The organism is Chloroflexota bacterium, from assembly GCA_014360905.1.
GTDB lineage: Bacteria > Chloroflexota > Anaerolineae > UBA2200 > UBA2200 > JACIWX01.
Map to the genome: position 1 here is coordinate 36,032 of JACIWW010000007.1, position 26,722 is coordinate 62,753.

Here is a 26,722-nt window from a genome sequence, read left to right on the forward strand (position 1 = left end):
ACTGTTTGGAAGCACAATCAGGATATAGTATACTCACGCAGAGGAGAGAAGAGATGGCGAGGAAAAGATGGCTTATTTTGTTGGTGCTGCTGGTCCTGTTCGCATCATGTCCCACAGCAAGCCATGCTCAGGACCCAGTTACTCTGAACAAATCGGAGTACTACATTACGGTCCTACAGGACGGCCGGCTGCGGGTGAAATATGAACTAACCTTTACCGAGCACGAGAGCGGACGCGACCGCATCAGCGAACTTCCCCCACTGGAATCGCCACACACCCTGATTGAAGCGTATGGCACGGGGCCAGATGGCCGCTTTCGAGTCTCTTTGCTGCCCACCGGCAAGTCAGATGTCTACTCGGCTGTGTTTTCCCAAAGCACCAAACGCAATGGCCAATACACCATTACCATACGTTACAGCGTGGACCGCTCTGTTTTTGACTCCACGATGATAGATGGTGAAGAGTACCGCGCCATTGGCTGGGCTTCGGGGCAGTGGCAATTGCCTATTCAAGTACTGGCAGCTACCTTTGTCCTCCCCATCGAATTGCCCATAGACATAACAGAACCAGAACAGGTTACGGATGAACTGGTCAATCGCGCTGGCGTGAAGGTGGGCAATCTGACTGCTTTCAACCGCTGGGTATATTTCCCCACGCCTGATACATCCTCTGGCAAGAACTGGCTCTCGATTTACGTAGAGCAGAGAAATGTGCCCGCCCGAGGCAAGATGCAGCCTCCTTTCTATCTGCGTGCCTCTGTTATTCCCGTAACGCGCGAAACAGAGATTCCCCTCCATCCCACACCGACGGCAGTTGGCTGGACAGCCGCCGCGCTGGCTTTGATCTTCTGCGTGGGGCTAGGCACGATCCTTGCCGTGGCGCTAGTTGTTGCCTTCATCCTGCGCCGCCGCAAGAAGAAATCCGTTTACGAACCACCCGAAATCGAGTTAGAGACCTTCGAAACGCCGGGGGTGGTGCCTGATTTGAATGCCATCGAGGCTGCCTTCTACCTGGGCAACTCGGCACGCACGATTACGCTGATTGTGCTCTCCTTGGCCAACCGTGGTGTTTTGACCATCATCAATCGCAACCCTCTTCAGTTGGAGGTCACCAACCCGAAAGCACAATTGAATGCCTATGAACAGGCTTTGGTAGATGCCATTCAGGAAGATGGCACGATTGACCAGGCCAAAATACCTGCAATCCTGAACGCAGTTGCAACCACTTTGCAGCCCAAGATATGGAACGCCGATCCACAAGCCACGAAAGAAACCTATGAAAAGAAAATCCGCTCGGCCTGGGAGGAATTCGAGCGGGCACCACGTCCTGTGTCATCAGTACCGGATGTCTGGCGACAGCCGCATATCCCTTGGATTATCATTAGCGACCGCTACCGTCCCAGTGCGGCTACGGAACCTGCCGGAACCAGAGAGCCATCGCCCTTGATTCGCGCTGCCGAAGAAGCAGTAACACCTATTGAGAGCCTGGCCCGCGATGTGAGCCGCAGCATCGAGACGACCGTCTCTCAAATGGCCGCTGGACTCGAAGCCGGTGTAGCGCGCCTGACGGGCCGCGAGCCATCCACTGTGCCTGGCTATGATGCCTGCCACAGTGCCTGTCACAGTGCTTGCCATAGCGCCTGCGTGCATGATGCCTGTCATAGTGCCTGCGTCCACGACGCCTGTCACAGTGCCTGTCACAGTGCCTGCGTCTGTCATAGCGCCTGTCATAGTGCTTGTCACAGTGCTTGCGTAGGACGCTTCTAGAGCCAGTTAGCCGATTAGTCAAGTAGTTATGGTAGTCAAAAGAAACAACTAGCCGATTTAACGGACTAAAGGACCTCCAGACTTGGACCTGCAAGCCTTTGCCAATGAATTAGTAACACAGACCAGAGACTATATCTACATCCGCCCTGAGGACGGATTGTTCATTCTGCGTCCAAATCGCATACACCACCTAAACAAGACCGCCGTGGCTCTGCTTTCGCGGCTGTATCGCAACGGCGAAGTGCCGGACGTGGACACAGTGATCAGAGAGGTGGCAGCGGAATACGGGGTGGATGAAGAGCGCGTGCGAGGCGACCTGTACAAGCTGCTTGTAAGCGTCGCGGCTCTACTGCGCGATGACGTCTGCGGTGCGCCAGCAGTCAGGGAAATACCCTTTGGCACACGCAAACGGGAACTACCTGTGCTGTCGGAGATCGCTCTGACCTACCGCTGTCAGAACAAATGCCTTTTCTGCTATGCCGAGTCCCCGGCGCGCGGACAGCAGGTCCCAGAGATGAACACCGCTCAAGTCAAGAAAGTGATTGACCGCATCTTTGACGAAGCACACTGCCCTACCGTCTCCTTCACCGGTGGCGAACCAACGTTGCGCGAAGACCTGCCCGAACTCATCGCCTATGCCAAAAGCAAAGGGATGCGCGTCAACCTGATCACCAACGGACTGCGCTGCGCAGATGCCGAATACGTCAACGTGTTAAAAGAGGCAGGTTTGGATTCAGCCCAGGTGAGTCTGGAGGGCCCTCGGCCGGAAATCCACGAAGCCATTGTGCGTCATCCTGGCGCATTTGCCAGGACCACGCGCGCCGTGCATGTGCTGCGTGCTGCGGGCATTCACACTCACACCAATACGACTATCTGCAAGAACAATCGCGACCACCTCCTCGAGCTCGTTGACTATATTGCAGATGAATTGCATTCCGACTACTTCTCGATGAATGTGGTCATCAGCACCGGTACCGCTTTACACCACCATGAAGAGGACATTACCTATACTGAGGTGGGGCCCATCATCGAACAAGTTCAGCAGCGAGCCAAAGAAAAGGGCGTGAAACTGGTCTGGTATTCACCCACTCCATATTGCCTTTTCAATCCGGTTATGCACGGCTTGGGTTCCAAATCTTGTGCCTGTGTGGACGGGCTTTTATCCGTAGCACCCGACGGGGAACTTTTGCCCTGCTCCAGCTACGAGCGGGGCATAGGCAACCTGTTGCAGCGGCCATTTGCTGAGCTTTGGTACAATGCACAGGCACGTTATTGGCGCGGCAAGCATTTCCTGCCTCCCCCATGCCGTCGCTGCGAAATCAGACATATCTGCTGTGGGGCTTGCCCGCTGTATTGGGATGCTCATGGTGGTTTTGCCGAGCTGACAGGCGTCTCGCCGGGAGCCACCTGGCTCGACACATTGATCTGGAAAGTGAAGCGCCGCTTATGGGGACAGGCACGCGGAGTAGGGCTGTAAGGCAACTGGCAAAGGAGAGAATATGGCAACAACGATGACATTGAGCGACTTTTATTCGTATGTACGCGACAACCGCAAACGCATCGCCGACATCTACCGCGAATTAGAAGAAATCCAGTACCAGTTCAACGATCTGCATGCCCGACAACTACAAGGACGACAAAAGCTGATTGATGCGTACACCCCGCTCTTGGTAAAAGCCGAGAACCTACCGACAGAGATCGCACAACAGCTCGCAGCGCAAGAGCAGGTCGAACGCGAAGCCCTTCTGAAAGAAATCACTACATTGGAGCAAGACATCACGCTCAAGCGGCAAAGAGCGGACCAATTCATCAAGGAAGCACAAAGGCAAATCGCCCTTCTGCGCGAACAGAATCCCATACTCAATCAGCAGGAGGAGGAACTGAAAGCACGCCGCGCCTTCATCGAGGGAGAAATCCAACGCCTGGATAAAGAGCTCAAACGCCTGGGCTGTTTCCCCATTGGCTGGTTGACCAACTATTTCAGGCGTCGCCGTTTGCTCAAGCAACGGAGGCAATTGGCAACGAACCTGGAAGCCATAAACCGTGGGATACGAACGGTGCGGGAGAAATGGCAGGCAGAAAAGAAAAACCTGGAGGAGGGACAAGCCGAACTACAGAGCAAATGGCAAGCTCTCAGCGTAGAAATTGCCCAACTCCAAGCCAGGCTGGATGATTTGAGCGCACACTTAGAGGAGTACAGCAGGCGGAACGCAGCACAGAACTGGCTGAGCAACCTGCGAGAGATGTCCATCAACGACGAGACCTGGCGAGATCGTTTGGCACCATTGGTTGAGCTGAACCGCAACAAAGCCAACTATGAAACTGGTTTGACCTCCGTAGCCGAGATCCTAGGATTGTTGCAGGGGCTAGGAGAGGGCATGGATCGCTTCATCCGCAGCGTGGCGATGGTATACGAAGAGCAACGCCGCTACAAGCTGCCCATGCTACGCCTGAATCTTTCCGACGCAGTCATTTCATTTCACGCTATCTGGCCCGATTTTCAGTCCAAAGTCAAGGACGAGAAATACCTTGGTGCACATCCTCTGGAATTCAGCTACCGCATTCGGGATATAGTGCAAAAACACTTTACCGAGGCAGCGATACAAAGGATGTTCGAGGACATGGGCAATGCGTTGACGCAAGCGACTAAAACATGGCGCTAAAGAACTGACTTTAACCAAACAGGTGAAGAAGGGAGAACAATAGTGAAAAGGGTTTTGGCCATTGTGGCAATTATCGTTTCCATCCCGTTGTTGGTATTGGGGGTGATCTTTCTCATCGCGGCGGCAACAAATCCCAACCGCTTCTTCGTTGCAGTCGTTTTCCTGCTGTTTGGCGGCGCGTTGCTCGTTTGGGGAGCTCTCACTCTGCGCCGCCTGGCTGAGATCAGCCCGGAGGCTCTGGCCACGGGCATTGTAGATCTAGCCCGCCGCCTGGGTGGTGAGGTCACAGCCGCACAGGTACAGGCAGAATTCCGCATTTCCAAGGATCTAGCACTCAACGTGCTCGAAAAGTTGCGTGGGCGTGGAGAATGCCAGCGCGAGCGACGTGCTGATCATGACGTCTATCTCTTCAAGGGCGTCATGCCAGCGAAGGCGATCAAACGCTGTCCCTATTGCGGCAGCGAATTCGCGGTAAAGAGTGCCCTGCGCGAGTGTCCAAACTGCGGGGCTGTTTTAGAGATTGTCAAGGAATAGAAAACATCCCAACATCAGCATTATGGCAAGGGTTTTAGCCGGCACCACCACCGCCTCCACCGCCACCACCGCCTCCACCGCCGCCTCCTCCACCACCGCCGCTCCAGCCACCTCCGCCAGAGCTACGCGGTGCGCTAGCCAATGTACTGGAGGCAGAGTTCAACATGCTGAAGAGGCCATCGCTCATGCTCTGCAAAGAGGACATCATGCTATCGCTAGCGCCTTGCAGAGAGGGCACAGTTCCACTTTTGCCCATGTCTGGTAGCCCATGTCCCACACTAGAGGGCTGCCCAGCCCTTCCATCTCTGTGGATAATAACAGGGCGGTATGGGTGGTACCAGGTTGGCCCTGGTGCATCCACTTGGGCAAATTTGCTCACCCACTCTCGTTCCAAGCCGAAGACAATGGCATAGGGGAGATACCGGTCAAAGATCTCTTTTGCTTGTTCGAGGTCAGTGTACTTTTCGATATCTTTCAGGTAGCGCTGAAAGGCGCGCCAACTGGCGGCAGCGAGCGACCCCGTCTCGGTTTTTCGTGGCATAACCTGCCCTAGGATGATGAGAAGCGGGCCTACAAACAGGAGGCCAACCCCGGGGCAGAATGCCGTATCTACATAAGTGTGCAGGAACAAGCCCGCAGCGATTGCCAGCAGGATTCCAGCAGTAAACACTACCACGCCCAGGAACACGTACAGAATGCGCGTTTTCTCTGGACTGCGATGGAAGAACCTTTCCTTTACCACCTCCGCATACATGTGAGACCTGATCTCGGGCAGGGCAGAATAGAACTTGTTCTTGAGCTCAGAAAGACGCACTTGCCGTCTCCGACCACGGAAAAGCTCTTCGAGGAGGGTGCGCTCATAAGAGCGCAGATTGGCATCCTCCCGTAGCAACTCGAAAAGAAAATCCCGACGCTTGCCGATCCCCAGGAAGCCAGGCTCTTCCTCTTCCGTGATGCTAAGCACACCTTGGCGGGCCAGATCCACTATCGTGGCAACGATGTCCTTCATATCCACTTTTTCATCCATGAGCACGCCAACCAAGCCAGGTGGCAGTTCAGATGGGGGTTCCGCCAAGTAATCTGCGACTACACCAACGGGCACATCGCGTCCTCTCGTATGCCATAACAGATACAGTCCGACAGAACCAGCGATGGGGATCAACAGCCCTAACGCTGCAAAGACAAGGTTCACAAGGCTGCGATAGCGTTCATTGTAGGCAGTCAAGCGATCTTCCGCGATTTGCCAGGAAGCTGGCTGTCCTTGGACAATGCCGTGAGGGAACTGGACGCGAACCTCCACTTCTTGGCCGGGTTGGATGTTTTGAGCAGTGAAGACGATCGTGCTTCCATCCAGGATCTCGTGCTCAGCCTTTGCGCCGTAGGAGGCCACCTTGAGCTCCTCGCGCGAGATGCCCGCCGGCAGATGCACCGTGATCCGTGCAGACCGCACCACAAAATCTCTGTCAGGGAAAATGGCTTTCCACCAGAGCTGATCGCCTCCGTCATAAAAGCGCAAGCCACCCTTGACCGTATAAGCGATGGTGAAGGTACGTGTCGCGTTGCTGGTATAAGGGTAATACCAAGTGATGCGAAAATCTCCATCTTGTCGAGAGGTATTGAAGGTACCTGGCGCCTCTTCGCCGAGGCGATATGGCACCCCCTCTTCGCTCACGCTCACTTCTGTTACCGCTTCTAAGCGGTTCATCGGGATATCGCGATAGGCAAAATGAAAGCTCCCGCTCGTAAAGACAAACTTCTGGGTCTCCACCACGCGGATGTCTGAATTCTCCAGCACGGTGATATCCACGTTGATAAAGTCCCAGTAGTATTGCTTGCTCTGTGCCGCAGCGGTGCAGCAAACGGTGAAGAGCAGGACAAAAATAATGAAACAACCAAACCATCTCTGTGTTGACATTCTCGCTCCCTCTAGAGCTAGCAGAGCCATAGCCTATGGCTGACCTAGTTTGGTCTCTACTCGCTGCTTGAATTTGGCGACATCAATAATCATGCGTTCGTGGATACCTTCGCCAATTTTCTCGGATTCATCGAAAGCTTCCACATGAAACGTGAGCTTGCGGCCATTCACTTCTATTAAGGTCGCCCTGGCGCGCACGGTCATGCCTAAAGGTGTGGCTGCCAGATGACGCACATCCACACGAATGCCCACTGTGTGGTATCCCTCTGGCAAAAGGTGATCTACTGCGCGAACAGCAGCCCCTTCCATCAAGCGCACCATCTCAGGCGTGGCCAGGACGGAAACATTGCCGCTGCCTAGGTGTTTGGCTGTGTTCTCCACTTCTACCTTCATCTCGCGCTCACCCACTAGCCCAGATTTCACTTGCTCAAACATTACCCCCTCCTAAAAGACATGCCGGATACTGATATGCGCATCAGCACCCGGCATATAAGAACTCTTCATAAAACACTGCAGAGGGACAACACCCCACCGGATTGTGCTAAGCCAGCAACGCCTGGAGTTCAGGACCTTCGATAGTCTCAACCTCGATGAGTCGTTTTGCCAATTCATCCAGCTTTTGGCGATGCTCTTTCAGGATGTTCATCGCACGCTGGTAAGCGGTCTCGATGATACGTTTGACTTCAATGTCAATCTGCCGCGCCACTTCTTCGCTATAGTCTCGCTGCTCTGCGATCTCGCGTCCGAGGAAAATCAGTTCTTCCTTCTGTCCGAAAGTACGCGGCCCCAGCACCTCACTCATGCCATACTGGGTGACCATAGCCCGTGCCAGCTTGGTGGCCTGCTCCAAGTCATTGCTGGCACCCGTGGTGATATCGCCAAAAACCAACTCCTCAGCCGCTCGACCAGCCAGTAATCCTGTAATTTCATCCTCAAATTTTGCTTTGCTGCGCAAGTAGCGATCATCCTCCGGGAGATGGATGGTATATCCCAGGGCCATGCCACGCGATACAATCGAGACTTTGTTCACCGGGTCCGCCTTGGGCAAATGATGCATAACCAGGGCATGGCCTGCCTCATGATGAGCGATGATGCTTTTCTCTTCCGCACTAATCAGGCGGCTTTTTCGTTCTGGCCCGGCAATGACTCGCTCTACTGCTTCCCTCAGTTCGTCCATACCGATGGCTTTCTTGTTGCGCCGCGCAGCCAAGATCGCTGCTTCGTTGACCAAGTTCTCTATATCAGCACCCGAGAATCCTGGTGTCTGCCTGGCCAGTTCCATCAAATCTACATCCTCGGCCAACGGTTTGCCACGTACGTGCACTTCCAGGATCGCTTTGCGCCCGTTCATATCCGGTCGATCCAGCACGACACGCCGATCGAAACGGCCCGGCCGCAACAGAGCAGGATCTAATATGTCTGGACGGTTTGTAGCAGCGACCACAATAACCTTTGTGTCAGTGTCAAAGCCATCCATTTCTACCAGAATCTGGTTCAAGGTCTGTTCGCGCTCATCGTGGCTGCCACCCAAGCCGGCACCACGATGCCGTCCTACGGCGTCAATCTCATCGACAAAGACAATGCACGGGCTGTTCCGCTTGGCCTGGTCAAAAAGGTCACGGACACGACTGGCGCCAACGCCGACAAACATCTCGACAAATTCTGAGCCACTGATGCTGAAGAAGGGCACGCCAGCTTCGCCCGCTACCGCCCGCGCCAGTAGCGTCTTGCCCGTCCCGGGTGCACCCACTAGCAATACACCTTTAGGAATACGCGCACCCAGCATGGTGAACTTGGCCGGTTCTTTCAGAAATTCAACCACTTCCTGCAATTCCTGCTTTGCTTCATCAACGCCAGCCACGTCCTGGAAAGTAACGGTAGGTTTGTCACCAGTGAATAACCGCGCACGGCTTTTGCCAAAGGACAGCGCTTGGTTATTCCCGCTCTGGGCCTGACGCAACATGAGGAGTAGGATCAGGCCAAGCCCTAGAACAGGCAAAAAATTCACTAACATCGGAACAATGTCCGCCCAGGCGCTCGGTCGCTCTGGAACGATCTCCACCACAGCGAATTCCTCTGGCGTCACCCCCAGGTTGATGAGCGTCTCCGTAAGGCTTACACCTTCCTCCTTGCGCGAGCGCAATTTGGTCGGTTGTTGATCCTCACTCAGCCAGATTGTCAGGTCATCGCCAGAAATGGCAATTTTCTTCACCACACCCGCCTTTACATAGCTGACCACTTTGTTGATGGATACTGTAGGCAGCTCTTCAGCCGGCACGATGAAGTTGAAGTAAATCAAGGCGATAACCGCAAGTGTGATCAACAGGTATACAAATCCGTTCTTAGACCAACTCGATCCCACCATACCTCCTAAAAACCGCAAAAAAGCCGCTTGAAGCGGCACAACGATGAAACAGAACATCGGTTCAAGCCATTCTCATGGGCCCACCTGGATTCGAACCAGGGACAACCCGGTTATGAGCCGGGGGCTCTAACCGCTGAGCTATGGGCCCTTCAAAGCGGGTGACGGGACTCGAACCCGTGACAACCTACTTGGAAGGCAGGGGCTCTACCATCTGAGCTACACCCGCATGGACAGGCAACACAAGATCCTACCAGAATATCTGCCATTGTCGGGGTGAGAGGACTTGAACCTCCGACCCCAGCGTCCCAAACGCTGTGCGCTACCAACTGCGCTACACCCCGCAGCCTATATTATAGCCAATTTGTCATAGCCCGTCAATTTGAGCTTGTGAACAGTGATCAGCGAATGATGGCTTTGTTATCTGAACCGAATATTGAGCATTGCCCACTTGTAATATTAGGTTTTGCGGTCAAAGTAGATACTCTTGCCCGTCGCGGACAACGGAATGCCCATCACGTAATCCGCATCAATCAGACCCATTTCACGCGCTACTACACCTGCGCGATACATGATGCGGTTATCTACGTTCAACATCCCTGCCACCTTGACCGCCGATCCCAATGCAATGCCCATGTCCAACAGGCGGAAAGCACATTGTGGTCCCTGGAACTCTCCCTCGAAAGTGTTCGGAGTGATGCACTTTTCTACGCCACAAGCGCTACAATTCAAGCCCATTGCCTTGGCGTCTTTAATCCCGATCAATACCACAATAGGCGAATCTTTCACGTTCTGTCCGTCCCGGTCAAAATTGCGCTTGCCAGTCCGCTCTCCAAAGCGAATCATCGCTTCTGCCAGTTTTTTGCACTCTTCACCCTCGATGATCTTGGTTACTACAAAATCCTGCCCCGCCGATTTGGGCGCAGTGCGTGCTGCAATGCACATTAGCTCAGCTACTGTACGCAATCCACTAGACATGGCAATTCAATTTTTCCTCCTTAAGGGATGGAGCTTCTTTAGACCGTTACCTCCATCTCGGGCGTTTTTGGTGCTGCTCTGAAGCGGTACACCTGCCCGAGTAGGTGGCTACTGACCAGCGTGGCCCAAAACTCGGTAAAGATCACACCAATGCAACACAGGATCACACCAAAACCAGAGACAAATTGCGCAACTACAGCGAGAACAAGTGCAATGATATAGTTGCTAAAGTTTGCTATAAGGTACTGGAATATGTCGCCAAAGCGGAAGAAAGCACCAAATTCGCCGCTGAGAGCATAGTGAGTGAAAGCCGAGGGTAGCACAACGCCTAAGAAAAGCCCATATACCAGTGATAGGCAACTCATGCTCCAGATACAAAAGACGTATGGTGCAGCGACGCGGCTAGGTTCCGCCGTGTCATACCCGGTTACTGCGCTGAGGAATCCCGCAAACATTATCAGGATAATCAACGGGCTCGCCCACACCAGCGCACCCAAAGAGATCACGAGACCTTTGACGAAGTAATCCCCAAAGTCATCCCAGCCAGGCAAGGGTTGCTCAGCACCTTCAGCCACATTCTTCAGAACCTTCAACGCATAACCAACTACTGCCAGGTTGACAATGGGAATGAGGCCCAAGATACCGCCGATGAGCACTTTTTGGATCCATTCCTTGTCATCAAAAACGTATGTAAATGATTTGCCCCAATCCATGATTTCTGCCCCCTTAAGGAATTAGCTAATCTGAAGCAAACAGGACGATCACAATCAGGTATGGCTGGATTCTTCCGTCCTCTGCGTGAACAGAGCCTGTTGCCTCTCCAATGCCAACGTGATTATAGCATAGATGCAGGTAATCAGCAAGCGCGAGTGTTACTTTGACGAATCAAATCGAATATAGTAGAATAAATTACATTGTGCGAAAATTCTGGATGCTCCTGGCTATCGTGAGCATACAACGATCTCAAAACGCAGAAAGGAGTGTGAGAACTTTGGCTAAGATAAGGGTAGCAATTATCGGTGTAGGCAACTGTGCCTCTTCTCTGGTACAAGGCGTGTATTTTTATAAGGATGCTCCTGAGGATCAATTTGTACCGGGCTTGATGCACGTTCGACTAGGCGGGTATCACATTGGGGACATCGAGTTCAGTGCTGCTTTTGACATTGATCAGAACAAGGTAGGGAAAGATCTATCCGAAGCCATTTTCACGGCGCCAAACAATACTTACAAATTCTGCGATGTACCTTACATAGGCGTGCCGGTGTCGCGGGGCATGACGCATGATGGATTGGGAAAGTATCTCAAACAAATTATCACCAAGGCTCCTGGTTCGACTGCTGATGTAGTGGGCATCCTCAAGGAAACGCAGACGGATGTAGTAGTCAATTTCTTGCCCGTAGGCAGCGAAATGGCGACCAAGTGGTATGTCGAACAGGTCCTTGATGCAGGATGTGGTTTTATCAATTGTATTCCTGTCTTTATTGCCCGTGAGGATTATTGGCAAAGGCGATTTAGAGAGCGTGGGCTACCCATAATTGGCGATGACATTAAATCCCAGGTGGGAGCTACCATTACCCATCGCGTTTTGACATCACTTTTCCGGGATCGAGGGGTACGCTTGGAGCGCACCTATCAGCTCAACTTCGGTGGGAACACCGACTTTTACAATATGCTAGAGCGAGAGCGATTGGAATCTAAGAAGATTTCGAAGACGAACGCGGTGACCAGCATGCTGGATTATGAGCTGGACCCAGCCAATGTGCATGTAGGCCCTAGTGACTATGTGCCCTGGTTGACCGACCGCAAATGGTGTTATATTCGCATGGAGGGAACTACCTTTGGCAATGTCCCATTGAATCTGGAATGCAAGCTCGAGGTATGGGACTCGCCTAACTCTGCAGGGGTGGTGGTAGATGCGATCCGCTGCTGTAAGCTGGCATTGGACAGGAAGCTTAGCGGTACTTTGATTGGCCCTTCTGCTTACTTTATGAAATCGCCGCCTGAGCAGTACCCTGATGATCAGGCCAAAGCGATGGTGGAAGCGTTTATCGCAGGGCAGGGTCAATAAAGGGATAGAGAGGAAACGCACATTAGAAAGGCGAGGTTATGCAATCCCACCTCGCCCACTTCGGAAAAGGACTGGCCTGGTTATCCTTTCCACCATTTCCATAAAGCAGTCAACAGACGGTACATGGGCTTGTTGTAGACGTAGTCATACGCGCCTACATAACGAACTTCTCTGCCACCAAAGCCCTTTTTGAAGCGGTAGAGTCCCCCCAGGCCTATGCTCAGCGCTCCTTGTTCCTCAGCCAAGGCAATATCCGGCCCGATTTCGCTTTCATCTACGTCAGGGATACCCCACAGATCGTATGTTTCGCAACCGCGAGCCTTTGCCCAACGCATGGCTTCCCACTGTAAAAGGTAGGTAGGCATGCGTTGCCTTTCTTCATCAGAAGAGGCACCGTACATGTACCAGGCTTTTTTGCCCCAAGTAAACACCATGATAGCTGCCAGGGGCTTGCGCTCATGTTCTGCCAAGAACAAGGCCACGGTATCCTGAGCAGCAAAAAGCTGCCAAGCTTGTGCGTAATAATCCTGCGTGTGTATGCCGAATCCTGCACGTTGGCCGGTAACCTTCAATAGTTGGTAGAAGAGAGGCAGATCCTCCACAGTTCCCATACGCACAGACACCCCTTTGCGCTGTGCCAGACGAATGTTGTAGCGGGTTTTAGGCTTCATCTGGGCAAGTATTGCTTCTTCATCTGCGGTCAGATCAATCAGGACTGTGCGGCGAGGTTGAACCGTTTGCTGGCTTGGAACAAATCCCTGCAGTTCTAGCCAGCTTCGCGTGGACGCCGTTTCTTCCCAGTCTGGTTCTATCTTGAGGAAAATGGCACGTTGGCGACGGCATGCTTCATGCAAAGCCGGTAGCAAAGCCAGAGTGGAGGGAGTATTTAGAGCAACAGGAGTAACCAAAGGGCCCTTAGGTATGTATGCCGTGGTGAAGTACCCAAAGGGCAATGGGCGAAACAGAACCTGCATTGCCGCTAATATCTGATCCCCTTCGACAGCGGCAATGCGCAGCGGTCGCCAGCCAAAGCAAGCCTTGAATTCGCCCCACGTCCAGGATTGCAGCAGGTGGCCAGTTGGTGAACGTTTGACGAATTCATTCCATGTATGAGGAGAAAGGAGTTGGTCTACAGATGTATAGATACGCATAGGTTCGGTACATTATAACGTAATTTGCCTCAGCACGGAAAAGCGATGGATATTGCCCGAGTTGATTGCTGTAATCCTGAAAATGCGAAGTTACCAGTGCTGGCGTATCTTTTGGGCTTTTGCTACGTCATGTAGACAGGGGGGATAACTATGCTCGTACTCTGCGAGCAAAGTTATGCTTTTCGTTTGTGCTACAACTGATATCACCCCAATAGATGACTTTTTCAATTTACTGCCGCATTTTCACTTTGTTAATGCTTTTGACAAGGTCAGAACATGCAATATATAATGCAATTCAATCGCATTTGAAATGAATTTGGCGGACCGAAGGAAGCCACAATGATTTACAGGAAGGCACACCCTATGGAAGAGACGACCTTTGTACATTCCTCTGAGCACCTGCAGACGCCTCAATTGTCCTCTGCTCATGGAAAGCAGCCCGCTTTGGGAATCTCACGAGGCCTCATCGTATCACTGGTGATTTTTGCGCTCTCTTTTGCCGTGCTTTTCGCGGGTCCTGCTCTTGTCCTGCGCTTGATGGCGGCCGCTGTCGAGGATCCCATTGGCAGCTTTGTTAGCTATGCGCCAAACGCACATGCGGCCCAAGCGACGATTACCATCTTTCAAGAGGGTGTATACCCCACAGCAGCCTACACTGGTACTGATGATACGTACATAAACCAGTGGAATCCCACACTGAATGGTGGGACTGAGGTTCGCGTGGTAATCGGACAAATCGGAGCTTGGCGCTCGCTGCTTTACTTTGACCTGACTCCTGGCGGCATACCCGTTGGTGCGAGCGTTATTAGTGCTGAGCTTGCTATCTACTGTTATGATCGAAATATGGTCCGCGATATGTCCATCGAAGTCTACCAAGTGAAGCGCACATGGACGGAATTGGGAGCAACTTGGGAGAAAGCAACAGCGACTGATCTCTGGGGCAGTGCAGGATGCAATGATCCGGTAACGGATCGTTTCCCCACGCCTGCATTTGTTACTACTGTCTCAAATTATGGAGAATGGCATCGGTTCGATGTGACCTCCATTGTGCAAAACTGGGTTTCTGACCCTGCTTCTAACAAGGGCTTCCTTCTCGTAGGCCCAGAACCTGCTGTGATTTATTACTATTTCAGTTCTCAATATCCTACTCCGGATGTAAGGCCTAAACTGATCGTTTCCTGGACTTCCGCACCAATGCCCACACCAACCCCGACACAGACGACGACGCCAGTAGCCACACCGACTCGCACTGCTACTCCAACACCCACACCTACCGTTACACCTTACGTACCTGCCGTGGTCATAGACAATACCTCTGCCTGCTACAGTGATTATCCTCCTGAGCAATGGCAAACTGCTATCGGGGGAGGAGGATACGGGGGGAGCTACAGATACGAGACGACGGGTTACTTGACAGGCACAGCCAGTTTCTCCCCATGCTTGGGTAGCCCATTGCCGCAAGATGGTATATACGAGGTGCTAGCACACTGGAGTGTGCATCCGAATCGGCCAGTAGCTGTCCCCTACACAATTCACTACTACGGAGGGAATGTCATCATTGCGGTAGACCAGACCAAGGATGCGAATGGCGACACAGTACCCGCTTTTTCTGCGTCTGGTTGGTATTCTCTCGGTTATTATCCATTCCGAGCAGGTACCGCTGCCGCTAATGGAGAATACGTTGAACTGAACACTTCTAGTACAGGCGATACCTGTGCCGACGCTGTGCGTTGGGTTCTCACTCCTGGCCGTGCTGGTCCACCCTACACGCTGACTGTCACCGCGGATCCCACAGAAGTGCCATGGGATGGCATCTCGATCTCGACGATCATGGTAACCGTCACCGATCGATTTGGAAACATGGCTGCTGACGGCACTATGGTTGGGCTTACGACAACATACGGCACTTTGCCCTATGACTACGTTCAAGCCGAGAGCGCCTCCGTAACGAAGGCGGGCTCCTGGAATACGGGGCTGGATGCATCAGCAAGTGGTGGGGCTTATATCTACTCTGATACTCCTGGAGATGAGGTTTCCTGGACATTCAGCGGTGAGGCCATTTCATTCGTTTATGGCACCAATGTGAGCGGTGGGTCGGCTGATGTCAGCATTGACGGGATATACCTGGCGACGATTAACTTTGCCAGCGCATCTATGCAGTGGCAAGTTGAACGTCAACTCACCAATACCTTGACGCCTGGAGTACATACGCTACGTATCCGCCATGCAGGTGGAGGGCGCATCTGGCTGGATGCTTTCCGGTCAGGCACTGTAACCACCAATGGCGTCGCCACGGCAGCACTGCGTGCGCCCATGCTCCCTGGTACAGCTACAGTACACGCCACAGCTATTGGGGCTGACGTGATTGGCTATGCTCCGAGCTGGCCCCATGGCACGACCACGGTTTCCTTCCCTGGTTCCAGCGAGGTTTGGGTGGACGATGACTATTGCAGCACCTGTTACAATGACGGGCATACCTGGAATTACAATGCTTTCAACACGATCCAAGGTGGAGTAAATGGAGTTCTCAGCAATGGCATTGTCCATGTACTAGCAGGAACCTATGCCGAAAGCGTGACGATTGCCAAGCCTCTTAAGGTGTTGGGAAGTGGAAGCAACGTTGTATTTGTCGTTGGCGAGGGAGCTGCCGGTAGTCGCGGCTTCTACATTGACCGTGCCGATAATGTCACGATTCAGGGCGTTACAGTCCAGAATTTTGACACGGGTATCTATCTACGCGGTACAGGCACAGGTCCTGTCCCACGGGTCTATAACGCGACGATCGTCTACAACGCGTTTGAAAGCAACCAGTCATATGCTCTGTGGGGCAGTTACGTCTACACCAGCACGATTTGCAGTAACGACATCTCCTTAGGCAATAACGGCATCTACCTGGAAAATTCGCACGGGAATACGATTTGTTATAACAATATTTCCAACAACCTGGGCTTTGGGGTCAAACTGAACACTGGCGATGGTAATTCCATAGACAATAATGACATCAACAACAACCAAAACGTAGGCATCGAACTCGTTGGCCAGACACAGCGTAATGGTGTCTATGGCAATGACCTGCACGATCTTTGGTGGGATGGCGTATTGATAAGCGGCACTGTGTCCTCGGACGTTTATATCGCTGCTAACACTATTGTCAATACGAACCAGGCCTGGCTTAATGGTGCTGGAACTCCCCCGGATAGCTATCACAACCTCGGTGGAATTGTGTTGATGGGCATTACCACAGGCAGTGAGGTTCGTCAGAACCGCATCTCTGGCGCCTCGAATGCCATGGGCAACCGCGCAGATGCTGCGGGAGTCTACTTGTTTAACAACACGGCTCCTATCACAGTTGAGAGCAACCTCATCCAGAATGGTATTGGACATGGCATCTACATCACGGCTTGTACTGGAATTCCAGTCATCCATGGGAATAGCATCTATGGTAACAGTCTCTTTGGTCTGAATAACCGGCTTGCCACCCGTGTACATGCCGAAGGGAACTGGTGGGGGCGCAATGAACCGATCTTTGGCCCAAGCACCCCAGCAGACATCCGTACTGCGGCAAGTGTGTATTATTCGCCGCCTATCTCTCTCACCCTGACTGCAGCACCAACATCTATTCCGGCAAATGGCGTAGCCACCTCCACTATCACCGCAACTGCCAGTGGTGGCGGCTATTACATCCTGGATGGCACTTGGATTACTTTCACCAGCGATTTGAATACTAGCGTCTCGCCTGCTTTTGCCGCTTTTGGTGGTGGACGAGCGAACACGATTTTGACCGCAGGTACTCTGGCTGGCGTGGCGACGATCACGGGTACCGCTGAACCCGGGATTGAAGGGCAGATCGTTACGGTGACTCTGACCGCTGGAGATCCTTACAGCTTATCCCTGGTCGCTATGCCGAGTACGATCCCGAACGTCTGTGATAGTGCACAGAATCGGTCTGTTGTCACTGCAACCGTCAGGGATTTCTATGCCAATCCTGTCCCGGGAGTGCTGATCACCTTCACCAGCAATGCTTTGGGCAGCGTTTTCCCGAGCACTGCTACGACTCAGGTAGGAACCGGAATTGCGGCGACGACTTTCACCGCAGCAGGTTTAACTGGCACTGCTATAGTTACAGCTACTGCTGGGACAACGCTGACAACCGCAACCTATATCACGGTTACAGCTGGCCCGCCTTCCACCGCGGATATCCTTGCCAATCCCTCTTCGCTGCCAGCCAATGGCATTGCTACTTCCACCATTACGGTGACCCTGCGAGATTGTCTTGGTTATCCTGTGCCAGATGGCACGATGGTAGCGTTTACTACTACGCGCGGTACGATTGTGAACCAGGACTTTGTCGAAGCCGAATCCGCGGCTGTTGTCACCTCGGCTGGATGGACAACGATCCTCGACGGCAGCGCTAGCGGGGGTGCTTATATCCGCACCAGCACAGCCGGAGACGTTGCTTATTGGCTCTTCAGAGGCGAAGCTGTGTCTCTGATTTACCGGCGCTTCTCTGGTGGTGGGGTTATGCGTGTGCGCGTGGATGGTGGTACGCCTGTGGACATTGATACGAATGGTAGCCCAGCTTGGCTGGAGCGGGTGATTGCCATCAACCTGAACCCCGCCATCACCCATCAAATCGAGGTGGTCTGCCTAACGGACCAGATTCGATTGGATGCCTTCCGCTCTGGTACGGTTAGCAGTGGCGGTGTGGCGCGGGCTATTCTGCGCGCGCCGGCATTGGTGATACTGGGGCCTCAGGTCTATACAGGCACGGTTTATGCGACATCTCGCCTTGGACATCCGGTGCTGCCCAATCTAGTTGTGACGACCGTGGTCACTTTCACCCAGGCCGATATCGTGTGGGTGAATGATGACTGGGTCGGCCTACCGAATGGCACAACAGTTACCCTGCCCCCAGAGCATGGTAGTGGCATAGTAACTATTGGCTCGGATGCCTTTGATACGATTCCGAAGGGAGTTGCAGCCGTTAAGGAAGGCGGCACGGTGCAGGTGCTGACAGGCACCTATGCATCCCAAGTGGTCATCACCAAGACATTGAACCTGCTTGGTGATGGAGCAGCCAACACATTCATCGTAGGTTCTGGTACGGGTAACGGCATCCAAGTAGAGCGTTTTGCCGATGGAGTAACCATCGAGGGCTTTACTGTGCGCAATTTTGGCTATGGCGTGCATCTGGATGGACGAAGTGCCAACCGAATTGAAGGCATCACCTTTGCAAACAATGTGATCACAGGTTGCGCCACGGGAGCCATCACTGCGACCTATCTCAACAATGGCTACTTTGCCGATAACGTCATTTATAATAACAGTGGATTCGGCTTTGACCTGTATGTGGGTGATTCCAACCGCATCGTGAACAACCACATCTATGGCATTGCTGGCTTTGGTCTGCGCATCCGCAACGCGTTGGGCACGGAAATATCTTACAACAATGTGCATGACATTGATTGGAACGGCATTGTTGTCGGGGATGCCTGTACCAATACGCTTGTTTTGCAGAACACCGTGCGCACGACCAACAAGATGAACAGCCCATCCGGTTTCAACGAAGGTGGCATCGTACTTTACACTACCACGAATACAACCGTTGAATACAACGATGTCTCCGATGTGCGTGATGCTGGTGGAAGCACCGACACGGCCGGCATCTGGGTCGGAGGGACAGACAGGGGCGCGGTAATTCGCTACAACCACATCTGGTACAACACCAACGATGGCGTGCTACTGTGGGGCTTTGATGCCAGTTTGCCACCAGTCATTAACTGTAACCACATCTATGGCAACCTCCGCTTTGGAATACGGAATACCCAGGCAACGACTGTCAATGCTGAAGGCAACTGGTGGGGGCGCAACACACCGACCACAGGAACGTCAGCGCCGCGTGACATCTACCGTCCTCCTACGAATGTGGATTATACACCTTGGATTACGGTGGCTTTGACGCCATCGCAGCCGACAGTTGACGCGGGCAGCAGCGCTATTGTCATTACAGCGACTGGTTCTGGGGGAGGCTGTTTCATCTTTGATGCCACACCGATTACCTTTACCAGCAGTCTGGGGCTGTTAGGTGATCCCCCGCGGTCCATGGTCACTGACACGCTGAATAGCGGTCAAGTAACGGTGTTGTTCACTCCAGGGACTATCGCAGGTACGGCCATAATTACTGGTACTGTGCCTAATGCTGGTGTGGCTACAACCACCGTAACCATTTTGCCATTGGGTCCAGCTTTCATTGATGTGACAGCATACCCTCATCGCATTACTGTTGGCAGCACCGCAGCGATTACTGCCAATGTGAGAGACAGGTATGGCAACCCCGTGCTGCCTGGCACTCTCATTAACTTTGATACTTCGTTGGGCAGTGTTTCTCCTACCGTAAACGGTACGGATGCGACTGGAGTGGCAACCACTACTTTGTATGCCGGCATTACTCCGGGCATCGCGACAGTTTGGGCGTATCGGGGTTTGGTCATGGGCTTTGACTATGTGGAGATTACGGCTGGGCCTCCATTTACCATTACCTCTTTGATCGCCAACCCAAGCACTCTACCTGCCAATGGCCTCGCTATAGCACTGCTTACTGCCGTTGTCAAGGATCAGTATAACAACTTGGTGCCAGATGGCACCATGGTGGGATTCACGACTACGGCGGGCTCCTTGATTCACGATTATGTGGAAGCCGAGTCCGCAAGCGTTAACAAGTCTGCTGGGTGGTCAACAGTGTCGGACGGTAGTGCCAGCGGCGGCCAGTACATCCAGACCAGTACAACTGGTGCTTCCGCGCGTTGGAGCTTCAGAGGTGAAGCGGTATCCGTGATCTACCGACGCTTTGCCAGCGGCGGAACTATGCTGGTGCGCATTGATGGCGCTACTCCGATCACTATCGATACCAGTGGCAGTGCAGCTTGGGTCGAGCAGGTGATTGCAGTGGATCTAGATCTGGATACGTGGCATGAGATCGAGGTCACAACGCAATCAGGTACGATTCGACTTGATGCCTTTCGATCTGGTGCAGCGACTCGGAATGGCCAGGCAATTGCTCGGCTCACTTCCGCGCCGCTACCACCTACGGTGGCTACTGTTTGGGCCACCGGGATTGACCTCCCAGGGATTGTCAGAGTTGCCAGCTCCTTCCCGACGCGTACGGTGAATGTGCAGTTCCTGGCTCCCACCGAGGTATGGGTGGATGATGACTACTGTAGTACGTGCCCTAACGATGGGCATCAGTGGGGCTTCGATGCTTTCGACAATATCCCGGACGGTGTTACGGCTGTTGCTAGCGGTGGCATAGTACACGTGGCTGACGGTACGTATACCGGCCCAGTTTCGGTAGGCAAGCCGGTACACTTGGATGGTGCAGGGAGTGGTGGTACTACTGCTTTGGTTGGCACTGGCACAGGCAATGGCATTTCCGTGAACCATTTGGGAGATGGCACAACTATCGAAGGGTTTGCTATCCGCAATTTTGCGTATGGCATCCACTTGGCTGGCCGCAGTGTCAATCCTATCCAGGGGATCACCATTACTCAGAACGTGATTACAGGGTGTGCTACGGGTGCGATTACCGCAACTCATGTCAACAATGGCTATTTTGCCGACAATGCATTCCACCACAACAGCGGATTTGGTTTCGATCTGGACACCGGTAGCAATAACCAAATTCGCAACAACCATATCTATGAAAACGCTGGGTTTGGATTGCGCCTGTTCAGTTCATCAGCAACAGGCAACGATAACGTTGTTGCGCTGAATAATATCTATAACGTAGGTTGGGATGGTATTCGCATCGGCGTTGGGATGGTGAACACGCGCGTTCTGAGCAATACCGTCTCCAACACCAATCGCGGTACAGGTGGAGGCTTTGATCTTGGTGGCATTGCCCTCAATGGCACCACTGACACACGTGTAGAAGGCAATACCATTACGTACGTGCAGGCTGGTGGTGGGACGCTCGCCAATACGGCCGGTGTGGCCCTTGATGGCGGCAATGTACGGCCTGTTATCGAGAACAACTTGATCATTAACAACCTGAACCATGGCATCTGGCTGTCCGCTAATGGCTATACGGCTGGTGGACCGGCGGAGATCCATGGCAATAGCATCTATTTCAACGGCAGGTTTGGCATTTACAACAATGTCACATCGGCTGCCGCCGATGCTGAGGGCAACTGGTGGGGTCGCAACTCGCCCAGAACGAGCACGAATCCAGCGGACACCGGGTATGACATCTTCACTGGCCTCGGTGCCAACGTAGACTATACTCCGCCGATTGTGCTGTCTTTAGCACGTGCACCCACAGCCATCGTCGCCGACGGTGTATCTACCGCAAACATTACTGCGACCATGCGTTGTGCCACGTGCATTCCTGTGTACAATGTTTTGAATGGAACAGTGATTACCTTCACCAATAGTCTGGGCTCTCTTGGCACGCCACCTGTAGTGCGCTCGACCTTCAATGGAGAGGCTACAGCTGTCCTGCGATCTGCTACGATAGTGGGACGCTCCTATATCACTGCTACGACGCCCTCAGCAGGTACAGCATCAACCTGGGTAGATTTCATTGCTGGTGCGCCATATACTATCACCATGAGTGCCACGCCAGCCAGCATCTGGGTGACAGGTGGATCGCCTACCCAGGCGACGATCTTGGTAACGGCGACAGACTCCTACGGCAATCCCTGTGCAGGACAAGTGGTCACCTTTACCTGGAGCCTGCTTGGCACGGCTGCGGTCGCACCGACGTCCCGCGTGCTCCAGGCTAATGGTTCGCACTACACCACCCTGACCTCTGGCAGTGTTGCGGGTACGATCTGGGTAACAGCCACCGTCGGGTCGCTGTCGCGATCGGTGCCGGTTCAGATCATGTCCGGATTGCCTGCGAGTATGCTGTTGGATCGCTCGCCGACAGCCATTCCGGCTGATGGCGTATCCACCTCGCTGGTCACTGCCCTTGTGCGCGATGGTTTCGACAATGTTATCTACGATGGCACGATGGTGGGCTTTACCACAACGTTGGGCTCACTGCCGTATGACTATGTAGAAGCAGAGAGTGCACAAGTTGAGAAATCCGCCGGTGATTGGTCAGCGCCGTCCTACAATGTAAACGCCAGTGGTCGCTACCACATCTACACCGACAATCCCGGTGCTTGGGCTAGCTGGCAATTTATGGGCAGTGCCGTTTCGTTGATCTACAGGCGCGATGTTGGTGGCGGTCTGGCGCGCGTGTTAATCGATGATATGCAAGCCAAGATCATTGACATGAGCGCTGGCAGCACCCTGTGGCGACGGGAGACGGTGATTGGCGGGCTCGATCCATCTGTGATGCATACCATCCGCATCGAATGTATCACCGGTCGTATCTGGCTGGATGCCTTGCGGTCAGGCACTACAACGCTGGATGGTGTCGCTACGGCATTGCTGACTTCAGCGCAAGAGTGTCTGACGGCTACGGTAAGGGCCACAGCAGTGGACAGCCGGATGGAGGTAGGGCCTAGCGACTTGGTGTCACGGGATACAACGGTTCACTTCCAATGCGCAGAGCTGACCATTAGCAAGTCTGTGAACCGCACCAATATAGCGCCTGACGAACTGGCGATCTTCACGCTGTACTACACCAACACCGGGCAGGCACAGGCAACAAATGCACTCATTACAGATACGTTGCCCAGTGAACTGACCTACGTAAGTTCTTCTTCCTCGCCCTACCTGGGCCAGCCAGACAATCCGGCCGACAATATCTGGGTATGGCGCGTAGGGGACATGCAACCAGGCGCACGTGGGGTTATCACACTTACGGCACGGAATGATTGCAAAGCCTGGCTAGGTTGGGTTACGAACACGGCCTCCATTCGCTCTTTGACTACCGAAACGAATCCAGAGAACAATAACGCTGAGAAAGACGTTCGCTTGGTGGCCGGCCCGCCGTTCACTGTAACTGTTACTGCAACCCCGACGCATATCTTGGTCAATTCTTCTTCGACGGTGCGCATCACCGTTCTGGATCGGGGCGGCAATTCAGTGGAAGGCACTACGGTATACATTACTACCAGCATTGGTAGCTTCAGCGCTGCATCTGTGATGACGCATACGACGCGCACTACAGATGGGAATGGGCAGGCAACGGTTACCTTCTACAGCCAGTCGGCTACGGGCATGGCTGTGATCAGCGCCACGGCAGGCAGTGCGACAGGCGAGGGCTATGTCTGGATCAACATTGGCCCAGCAGCACAATGCGTGGCAGTAGCTGATCCAATGGCTATCCCAGCAGATGGCGTGTCTACATCTAACATCACGGCACGGGTGCTGGATACCGCCGGGTACATTGTTCCGGATGGTGTCTTTGTGGGCTTTACCACATCTCTGGGTTCGCTGATTTATGGGTATGGCGAAGACCCGCAGTTGACACAATCGCCTAGTGGGAGCTGGGCTACGGTATCCGATGCAGCGGCCAGCGGTGGTACGTATATCTCGACGACCCTCGATGGGGCGTCAGCCCTATGGAGCTTCTACGGGAATGGCGTCTCTATCATCTATCGTCGCGCTCCAGGTGGCGGGTGGGCCGACGTATCGCTGGACGGCAACCCGCTTGGAGCAATCAATATGGGAGGCACACTTACCTGGCGGGCGGAGAAAATCTACACCTGGGCAGGCGATCCTATGGCACCCCATATTTTGAGGATAACACATCGCACAGGTACTGGCCCGATATGGATAGATGCCGTGCGTTCGGGTGCGACCACCAGTGGTGGGCAAGTCTCAGCGGTGCTCACTTCAGAACAGACGGTAGGCACAGCCATCGTAGCTGCCACCGCAGTATCGGAGACGGTGGGCATCGTACCGGTGTTGTTACCGGGCTATGTGAATGTGCAATTTGATCCCGCAGATTTGGTGATCACCAAGACCGTTGAACCTGCAGGTGCGGTGTCCATTGGGCAGAGGATTACCTTCACGCTGCGCTATGAGAACCGTGGGCCTATCACTGCTACCAACGCGTACATTGAGGATGTGATTCATGACGGTGTGATCAACAGTGGCTGGCTCCAGGATGTCTTCTTCAGTGTGACGCCTGAGACTATTGTTGAGCACTTGCAGTATCACTGGGATATTGGCTCCTTGCCAGCCAGGCAGAGCGGGGTCATTATCTTTGGCGGCACGGTAACTGAAGATCAAGGACGTTACTGGCCGTCCGAAACGGTGCTCACGAACACGGCCACCATTGCCTCTCTGACGGTGGACCATGCGCCTACGAACAATAGCAGTTGGATCACCAAGATCATCGTGCCTGGTGCGCCAGTGACCATCTCGCTTACGGCCACGCCACGAAATATTGCGGTTAATTGCACGACCAGCGGCAATGTATCTCAGCTACGGGCCGAAGTCCGCGATATGTACGGTAACCCTGTGCGCAACGGGACACCGGTCACGTTCACGACTAGTTTGGGAGGGTTCCCAACGGTACAGGAGCGGGTACGCTATACGACCGATGGCGTAGCTACGGTGAACCTGACTGCAGGAGCTGTAGCGGGTACAGCCATAGTCACGGCTACGGTGGACTCCCTTGTGGCTACTACTGAAGTAGTCTTTACACCGGAAGGTCCCGCTTCAGTAAGCGTTAGCGCAGTTCCTGCAGTGATACCGGTAGGCGGAGCCACTTCGGTCATCGAGGCATGGGTGACAGATCCATGTGGCAACTGGGTCGCCGATGGCACTACTGTGTCCTTCAGCACGGATGCAGGTACGATTGCACCATCGGTCGCAGGTACGGTGAACGGCAGGGCTTCTGCGCTACTCGTGTCAGGTACTACGCCTGTTACCGCAACCGTCGTTGCCACAGCAGGCACGGTCAGTGGCACCACTACCGTCCGTTTTGTACCGGGTGAACCACGGCTGAGCATTGCTGCTTATCCCACCACTGTGCCGGTGAGCAATACGGTGCGCATAACCGTGACGGCTCGGGACGAGTTTGGCAACCCTGTATTGGATGGAACGGTGGTTACATTCACTACCTCACTGGGTAACTTTACAGACAGTGGGATCACCAGAACCTTCACCTCCACGCTCGGTGGAAGGGCTTTTGCCGCCTTGCATTCCACGCAGTCTGGCCAGGCTATTGTGCGGGCCACCATTGGGCCAAACGAAGCAGCAGTGATCATCACTTTCGAGCCGTTGGAACCCTGGACAATCTCACTCACTGTAGAGCCAGAACTCATTATCGGCTGTGGTAGCACGGCGCTTGCCCGCGCGGTGGTGAGGGATCGCTATGGCAACCCAGTCCGCGATGGCACGGTTGTGGTATTCAATGTCTATCCGGTGGGAAGCGCGGAGCCAATAGATGGTGGACGGACAACGAACGGGGTAGCTCAGGCCATCATCGCATCTGGAGCGAAGCCAGGTCCGGCCTATGTCCGTGCTTGGCCGGCAGGGCGTGACACCTTCTTCACTCAGGTTTCCGTCTACTTCACGGAAGGGCCGCCGGATCATTTTGAGCAAGGCACACCGGCTGCTGAGCCACCGCGTCTGCTGGTTGGTGGAAAACGCGCCACAATCAAAGTAAGAGTCTTGGATTGCGGCAACTATCCAGTGGCTGAGGGAACAACAGTGACCTTTACCTTGGTTTCTGGTGGAGGAAGCCTGACGCCGCAGACAACCAGTACAGCCAATGGCTGGGCATACGCCACCCTGACCTCACCCAATGAAACAGGTCGGGCGACCATTAGAGTGAACTCAGGCGAGCGCGAAGGCGTAGTGATTGTCGAATACATCCCCGAAGCGCCCTTTGACATCGCGCTGACGGCCAATCCACTGTCCATTGCGGCCAATGGCGTGTCCACTTCGACCATAGATGCGGAGATCAAGGATCGCTATGGCAACTACGTCGCAGACGGGATCGTAGTAGTCTTCTCCACCGACCTGGGCCGCTTCGAAACGGGGACGTCGTACACGACCTATACAGGTGGTGGTAGGGCCAGAGCGGTATTGATTTCCAACACAACACCTGGCATGGCGCGCGTGGCGGCAACGGCTGGCGGCAGACGGGGTGAGACCTATGTGGACTTTTACTTCGTGCCCACGCCTACGCCGACGCCTACACCTACGCCGACACCGAGGCGGTATTGGACTGTGCGCTTGCCCATCATTATGAAGAACCACCGACGCTAATGAACTGAAAACCCTCCCGCAGGTTCTTGACCTGCGGGAGGGTATGCGTGATAGAACCGTATCTTTGACTGCTTTATCACGTCATCTGGTATGGACTGTACATACCTGA

Annotated in this window: 12 protein-coding genes and 3 tRNA genes; 6 read left to right on the forward strand and 9 right to left on the reverse strand. The window is 53.7% G+C overall.

The features are described 5' to 3' along the window. Window positions 1-53: 53 nt before the first annotated feature. From H5T67_04715 to H5T67_04730, 4 genes are all read left to right on the forward strand, one after another. A complete protein-coding gene (locus tag H5T67_04715) occupies window positions 54-1,766 on the forward strand; it encodes a DUF2207 domain-containing protein (GenBank protein MBC7244618.1) in 1,713 nt (570 codons plus the stop codon). An 82-nt stretch (window positions 1,767-1,848) separates the two neighbouring features. Next, the gene (locus H5T67_04720) at window positions 1,849-3,243 is read left to right on the forward strand and encodes a radical SAM protein (protein MBC7244619.1); all 1,395 of its coding nucleotides are present in this window, start codon (window positions 1,849-1,851) and stop codon (window positions 3,241-3,243) included. A gap of 22 nt (window positions 3,244-3,265) precedes the next feature. Then, a complete protein-coding gene (locus H5T67_04725; protein MBC7244620.1) occupies window positions 3,266-4,429 on the forward strand; it encodes a hypothetical protein in 1,164 nt (387 codons plus the stop codon). Between the two features lie 42 nt (window positions 4,430-4,471). Further along, the gene (locus tag H5T67_04730) at window positions 4,472-4,963 is read left to right on the forward strand and encodes a TFIIB-type zinc ribbon-containing protein (GenBank protein MBC7244621.1); all 492 of its coding nucleotides are present in this window, start codon (window positions 4,472-4,474) and stop codon (window positions 4,961-4,963) included. A gap of 34 nt (window positions 4,964-4,997) precedes the next feature. Here the strand turns inward: H5T67_04730 and H5T67_04735 are convergent, their stop codons facing one another. The 8 genes from H5T67_04735 to H5T67_04770 all read right to left on the reverse strand — a co-directional run bounded on the left by H5T67_04735 (window position 4,998) and on the right by H5T67_04770 (window position 10,931). Next, window positions 4,998-6,878, reverse strand: a complete 1,881-nt coding sequence (locus H5T67_04735; protein ID MBC7244622.1) for a DUF2207 domain-containing protein — start codon at window positions 6,876-6,878, stop codon at window positions 4,998-5,000. A gap of 33 nt (window positions 6,879-6,911) precedes the next feature. Then, window positions 6,912-7,313, reverse strand: a complete 402-nt coding sequence (locus tag H5T67_04740; protein ID MBC7244623.1) for a thioesterase family protein — start codon at window positions 7,311-7,313, stop codon at window positions 6,912-6,914. Window positions 7,314-7,419: 106 nt separating this feature from the next. After that, window positions 7,420-9,243, reverse strand: a complete 1,824-nt coding sequence (locus H5T67_04745; GenBank protein ID MBC7244624.1) for an ATP-dependent metallopeptidase FtsH/Yme1/Tma family protein — start codon at window positions 9,241-9,243, stop codon at window positions 7,420-7,422. A gap of 75 nt (window positions 9,244-9,318) precedes the next feature. After that, window positions 9,319-9,391, reverse strand: a tRNA-Ile gene (locus H5T67_04750). A gap of 5 nt (window positions 9,392-9,396) precedes the next feature. Further along, window positions 9,397-9,469, reverse strand: a tRNA-Gly gene (locus tag H5T67_04755). Window positions 9,470-9,511: 42 nt separating this feature from the next. After that, a tRNA-Pro gene (locus H5T67_04760) sits at window positions 9,512-9,584 on the reverse strand. Between the two features lie 115 nt (window positions 9,585-9,699). Next, the gene (locus H5T67_04765; GenBank protein MBC7244625.1) at window positions 9,700-10,218 is read right to left on the reverse strand and encodes a hypothetical protein; all 519 of its coding nucleotides are present in this window, start codon (window positions 10,216-10,218) and stop codon (window positions 9,700-9,702) included. Between the two features lie 38 nt (window positions 10,219-10,256). After that, entirely contained in the window at window positions 10,257-10,931 is a 675-nt protein-coding gene (locus tag H5T67_04770; protein MBC7244626.1) for a DUF4013 domain-containing protein, read from the reverse strand. A gap of 218 nt (window positions 10,932-11,149) precedes the next feature. Between H5T67_04770 and H5T67_04775 the strand changes: the two genes are divergently transcribed. Continuing rightward, a complete protein-coding gene (locus H5T67_04775) occupies window positions 11,150-12,286 on the forward strand; it encodes an inositol-3-phosphate synthase (protein ID MBC7244627.1) in 1,137 nt (378 codons plus the stop codon). Between the two features lie 80 nt (window positions 12,287-12,366). On the opposite strand, the gene H5T67_04780 is transcribed toward H5T67_04775, so the two are convergent. Continuing rightward, window positions 12,367-13,437 carry a peptidoglycan bridge formation glycyltransferase FemA/FemB family protein gene (locus tag H5T67_04780; protein MBC7244628.1) on the reverse strand — a complete coding sequence of 357 codons (1,071 nt, stop codon included), beginning with the start codon at window positions 13,435-13,437 and terminating at the stop codon, window positions 12,367-12,369. A 339-nt stretch (window positions 13,438-13,776) separates the two neighbouring features. On the opposite strand from H5T67_04780, the gene H5T67_04785 reads away from it, so the two are divergent. Further along, window positions 13,777-26,613 (forward strand): right-handed parallel beta-helix repeat-containing protein, encoded by a 12,837-nt coding sequence (locus tag H5T67_04785; GenBank protein ID MBC7244629.1) that lies wholly within the window; start codon window positions 13,777-13,779, stop codon window positions 26,611-26,613. The last annotated feature ends 109 nt before the right edge of the window (window positions 26,614-26,722 follow it).

What these genes read in the sequence shown, in the direction of transcription:
- H5T67_04715 (MBC7244618.1), top strand. Translation starts at nt 54, where the DNA reads ATGGCGAGGAAAAGATGGCTTATTTTGTTGGTGCTGCTGGTCCTGTTC.
- H5T67_04725 (MBC7244620.1), top strand. Translation starts at nt 3,266, where the DNA reads ATGGCAACAACGATGACATTGAGCGACTTTTATTCGTATGTACGCGAC.
- H5T67_04735 (MBC7244622.1), bottom strand. Translation starts at nt 6,878, where the DNA reads ATGTCAACACAGAGATGGTTTGGTTGTTTCATTATTTTTGTCCTGCTC.
- H5T67_04740 (MBC7244623.1), bottom strand. Translation starts at nt 7,313, where the DNA reads ATGTTTGAGCAAGTGAAATCTGGGCTAGTGGGTGAGCGCGAGATGAAG.
- H5T67_04745 (MBC7244624.1), bottom strand. Translation starts at nt 9,243, where the DNA reads ATGGTGGGATCGAGTTGGTCTAAGAACGGATTTGTATACCTGTTGATC.
- H5T67_04765 (MBC7244625.1), bottom strand. Translation starts at nt 10,218, where the DNA reads ATGTCTAGTGGATTGCGTACAGTAGCTGAGCTAATGTGCATTGCAGCA.
- H5T67_04770 (MBC7244626.1), bottom strand. Translation starts at nt 10,931, where the DNA reads ATGGATTGGGGCAAATCATTTACATACGTTTTTGATGACAAGGAATGG.
- H5T67_04775 (MBC7244627.1), top strand. Translation starts at nt 11,150, where the DNA reads ATGCTCCTGGCTATCGTGAGCATACAACGATCTCAAAACGCAGAAAGG.
- H5T67_04780 (MBC7244628.1), bottom strand. Translation starts at nt 13,437, where the DNA reads ATGCGTATCTATACATCTGTAGACCAACTCCTTTCTCCTCATACATGG.
- H5T67_04785 (MBC7244629.1), top strand. Translation starts at nt 13,777, where the DNA reads ATGATTTACAGGAAGGCACACCCTATGGAAGAGACGACCTTTGTACAT.